General features: G+C 37.5%; 1 pseudogene. It reads left to right on the forward strand.

The features are described from left to right. Positions 1-259: pseudogene (locus E1140_RS21075) on the forward strand (3-keto-disaccharide hydrolase); the annotation flags it as partial.

The following is a 259-nucleotide window of genomic DNA, read 5'->3' on the forward strand; positions in this document are numbered from 1 at the left end:
ACCTTTTGGATAAAAACCTTTCCCAATGGGATAACTATTTGAGCTATCGTCATAAAGAAGGGTACAATGGCGAGCAGCCTAAAGATGAACAAGGAAATCTAATTGAGCCAATTGGTGCCAACAAAGATGAGTATGGGGTATTTACTGTAATAGAAGAAAATGGTCAGCAGGTACTTAGGGTTAGTGGCGAAATATATGGATGTGTTTCTACTAAACAAGAGTTTGAAAATTACCACCTTAGACTTAAAGTAAAATGGGG

The organism is Fulvivirga lutimaris, from assembly GCF_009711525.1.
In the GTDB taxonomy this organism is placed as follows: domain Bacteria; phylum Bacteroidota; class Bacteroidia; order Cytophagales; family Cyclobacteriaceae; genus Fulvivirga; species Fulvivirga lutimaris.